A 3,912-nucleotide genomic window follows, 5' to 3' on the forward strand; every position below is an offset into this window, starting at 1 on the left:
GATCGGCAATGCCGAGTTCGCGCACCCAGGCGCGGAACGGCTCGATAGGCGTGCCGGTGAGCCGCAGATTGGACAGCGCGTCGGCACCAAGCTCAGCGACGTCTCCTTCGATCTCGCCGATGGCGAGGTGGCCGGCGTCGTGGCACTGGAAGGCCAGGGCCAGGACGAATTGTTCGCAGCCCTTGCCGGCTCGATCAAGCCATCTGGCGGCACGATCGAGGTCGACGGCCAGCCGGCGAAGTTTTCTCACCCCATCGACGCCATCCGTGCCGGCATCGCCTATGTGCCGGGCGATCGTTCCGAGGCGCTCGCCATGCAGCGTTCGGTGCGCGAGAACATCGCCCTTCCCTTCAGTGCGGCTCTTCGCAACTGGGGGCCTATTCGTATGCGCAGGGAGCGCGCCACGGTACTCAGCGCCATCCAGCGGCTGCAGATCGACACCCGTGCGCAAGGCGAGGTGCAGCGCCTGTCCGGCGGCAACCAGCAGAAGGTGACGATCGCCCGCTGGATCGCCGCCGATGCCCGCACCATCCTGTGCTTCGACCCGACGCGCGGCATCGACGTCGGCACCAAGCAGGAGATCTATAAATTGCTGCGCGAGCTCGCCGGCCACGGCAAGTCGGTGCTGTTCTATACGTCCGAACTGGAAGAGGTGCAGCGCGTCTGCGACCGCGTCATCGTCATCTTCGGCGGTCGCCTCGTCGACATCTTCCCGGTCGAGGAGGCCGACGAGCCGGCGCTGATGCGCGCCGCCTACGGCCTGCCGCGCGGCGCCAAGGCCGATATCGGCATTCTGGCCGATCCCTCGGCGAATCCATCGGATTCGACGTCGGGAAATGCCTCCGATACGCCGGAGGCCGCGCCATGAGCCATTTCCTGCGCCGTCAGGGCTGGGTGATTGGCCTGTTGGCCCTGCTGATCGTTCTGTTCATTGTCACCAAGCTGATCCAGCCGGGCTATGGCAGCGGCGATTTCGGCTCGCTGGCGCGCGCCGTCTTGCCCTATGCTTTCGCTGTCGCCGCGCAGACCGTGGTTGTCATCGCCGGCGGCATCGATCTGTCGGTCGCCGCCATGATGGCGCTGACCAGCGTCACCGCCGCCTCGATGATGGCGGGCGCATCGGAAGAATACGCGCTGTTCGTCGTGTCCTTCGTGCTCGCCATGGGCTTCGTGCTCGGCGCGCTCAATGGCCTGCTCATCGTCGTCACCCGCGTGCCCGACATCGTCGTCACCCTCGCGATGCTCTTCGTGCTGCAGGGTGCCGCCCTCCTGGTGCTCGAAGCGCCCGGCGGCGCGGCCGCCGAGTGGCTGAAGGCGCTGATCTCGGGCACCGTGCCGATACCGGGCCTGCCCGACGCCATCGACGCCGGGGTCCCGAAGGCGCTGCCGGTGCTGATCGTCTGCCTCGCGATCATCTGGATACCGCTCAGGCGCTCGCGCCTTGGCCTGTCCATCTACGCCATCGGCTCCAGCGAACTGGCGGCGTTCCGCAGCGGCGTACCGGTCAAGCGCACTCGCATCATCGCCTATGCGCTGTCGGGCCTGTTCGCCGCCTTCGGCGGACTGGCGCTGACCATGAGCACCGGCATCGGCGCCCCCATCCCCGGCCCTTATCTCCTGGCCAGCGTCGCGGCCGTGGTGCTGGGCGGCGTGGCGCTCGGCGGCGGCAAGGGCGGCCTGCTCGGCCCCATCGTCGCCGTCTTCGTGCTGCGCCTGGTGCGCACCGACCTGACGCTACTCGCCATCGACCCCAACGTCACCGCCATCATCGAAGGCCTGATCATGGTCGCCGTGGTGATGTTCGGGGCGTTCATCACGATGCGGGGGCGGCAATGATGAAGGGTGTGATGCTGGCAAATGAGCGTGGCGATCCTTCGCGCCCCCCTCTGTCCTGCCGGACATCTCCCCCACCAGGGGGGAGATTGGCAGCTTCGGCGCTCCGCTCAATCTTGCAATGTGGACAATTGACGAAAGCCGCGATGACAGCTGATCTCCCCCCAAGCGGGGGAGATGTCCGGCAGGACAGAGGGGGGCGCGAAGGATCGCCACGCTCATTTGCCAGCATCACACCCTTCATCATTGCCGCCCCCGCATCGTGATGAACGCCCCGAACATCACCACGGCGACCATGATCAGGCCTTCGATGATGGCGGTGACGTTGGGGTCGATGGCGAGTAGCGTCAGGTCGGTGCGCACCAGGCGCAGCACGAAGACGGCGACGATGGGGCCGAGCAGGCCGCCCTTGCCGCCGCCGAGCGCCACGCCGCCCAGCACCACGGCCGCGACGCTGGCCAGGAGATAAGGGCCGGGGATGGGGGCGCCGATGCCGGTGCTCATGGTCAGCGCCAGTCCGCCGAAGGCGGCGAACAGGCCCGACAGCGCATAGGCGATGATGCGAGTGCGCTTGACCGGTACGCCGCTGCGGAACGCCGCCAGTTCGCTGGAGCCGATGGCGTAGATGGACAGGCCAAGGCGCGAGCGCCTGAGCGGTATCCAGATGATCGCGAGGCAGACGATCAGCACCGGCAGCGCCTTCGGGACCCCGGCGTCGATGGCGTCGGGCAGGCCCGGTATCGGCACGGTGCCCGAGATCAGCGCCTTCAGCCACTCGGCGGCCGCGCCGCCGGGCGCTTCGAGCACCAGGAGGGCGGCACCCTGCAGCACGAAGAGCATCGCGAGGGTGACGACGATGTCGGGCACGCGGGTGACGACGATGAGCAGGCCATTGAGCGCGCCGAGCACGAAGCCCATGGCGAGCACGAAGGACACGACGAACAGCGCGTATTCTTCCGATGCGCCCGCCATCATCGAGGCGGCGGTGACGCTGGTCAGCGCCATCATGGCGGCGACCGACAGATCGATGCCGCCGGCGATGACAACCACGGTCTGCGCGGCGACAGCGAAAGCATAGGGCAAGACGGCGCGCGCCAGCGAGCCGAAATCGCCGCTGCCATAGCCCGGCTGGATCAGCTTGGTGACAATGAACAGAACGATCAGCAGGGCCAACAGGCCAATCACCCAGCCCTGACGGCGCAGGAAATGGCTCATGGCGCGGCCTCCGGCGTATCGGAGGCATTTCCCGACGTCGAATCCGATGGATTCGCCGAGGGATCGGCCAGAATGCCGATATCGGCCTTGGCGCCGCGCGGCAGGCCGTAGGCGGCGCGCATCAGCGCCGGCTCGTCGGCCTCCTCGACCGGGAAGATGTCGACGAGGCGACCGCCGAAGATGACGATGACGCGGTCGCAGACGCGCTGCACCTCTTCCAGTTCGGACGTATAGAACAGCACCGACTTGCCGTGGCCGGCGAGCTCGCGCAGCAATTTATAGATCTCCTGCTTGGTGCCGACGTCGATGCCGCGCGTCGGGTCGAAGCACAGGATGGTGCGGGCATCGGCGGCGATCCAGCGGGCGATCGTCACCTTCTGCTGGTTGCCGCCGGACAGGCGCTGCACCTCGCCTTGCGCACGGGTGTCGATCTGCAGCCGCTGGATGGCGCTGAGTACCGTGGCGCGCTCCCTGCGCATACGAATAGGCCCCCAGTTGCGAAGAGCCGCACTGAAGGGAAGGGCGATGTTCTCGCGCACCGAACGCTGCATGGCGAGCGCCTCGGAACGATCGCCCGGCACATAGGCGATGCCGGCACGGATGGCGTCGATGGGGTGAGAAAACTTCGCCGGCTGGCCGTCGACCTCGATCGTGCCGCCAGATGGCTTGATCGAGCCGGCAAGGGCTGCGAACAATTCGTCCTGGCCCTGGCCTTCCAGTGCCACGACGCCGGCCACCTCGCCATCGGCGAGATCGAAGGAGACGTCGCTGAGCTTGGTGCCGACGCGCTGTCCAATCTGCGGCTCACCGGCACGCCTATCGAGCCGTTCCGCGCCTGGGTGCGCGAACTCGGCATTGCCGATC

The 3,912-nt window shown here is 67.4% G+C and carries 4 protein-coding genes; 2 read left to right on the forward strand and 2 right to left on the reverse strand.

Annotated elements, in window-relative coordinates; all coding sequences use genetic code 11:
- Window positions 1–868: ATP-binding cassette domain-containing protein (locus tag FJ934_RS27715; protein ID WP_246671663.1), on the forward strand; the 868-nt coding region annotated here is incomplete at its 5' end.
- Window positions 865–1,836, forward strand: coding sequence for an ABC transporter permease (locus FJ934_RS27720; RefSeq protein WP_140613576.1), 972 nt, complete (start codon window positions 865–867; stop codon window positions 1,834–1,836). The genes FJ934_RS27715 and FJ934_RS27720, both read left to right, overlap by 4 nt.
- Window positions 1,837–2,076: 240 nt before the next feature.
- Here FJ934_RS27720 and FJ934_RS27730 read toward each other — a convergent pair whose 3' ends face one another.
- Window positions 2,077–3,048, reverse strand: a complete 972-nt coding sequence (locus FJ934_RS27730) for an ABC transporter permease (RefSeq protein ID WP_140613576.1) — start codon at window positions 3,046–3,048, stop codon at window positions 2,077–2,079.
- The coding region (locus FJ934_RS27735) for an ATP-binding cassette domain-containing protein (protein WP_246671663.1) at window positions 3,045–3,912 on the reverse strand (868 nt) is incomplete at its 5' end. The genes FJ934_RS27730 and FJ934_RS27735, both read right to left, overlap by 4 nt.

It is taken from the genome of Mesorhizobium sp. B2-4-12 (assembly GCF_006441575.1).
GTDB lineage: Bacteria > Pseudomonadota > Alphaproteobacteria > Rhizobiales > Rhizobiaceae > Mesorhizobium.

Excerpts from the sequence above, each read along its gene's own strand:
- FJ934_RS27730 (WP_140613576.1), bottom strand. The coding sequence starts at position 3,048 with ATGAGCCATTTCCTGCGCCGTCAGGGCTGGGTGATTGGCCTGTTGGCC.
- FJ934_RS27720 (WP_140613576.1), top strand. The coding sequence starts at position 865 with ATGAGCCATTTCCTGCGCCGTCAGGGCTGGGTGATTGGCCTGTTGGCC.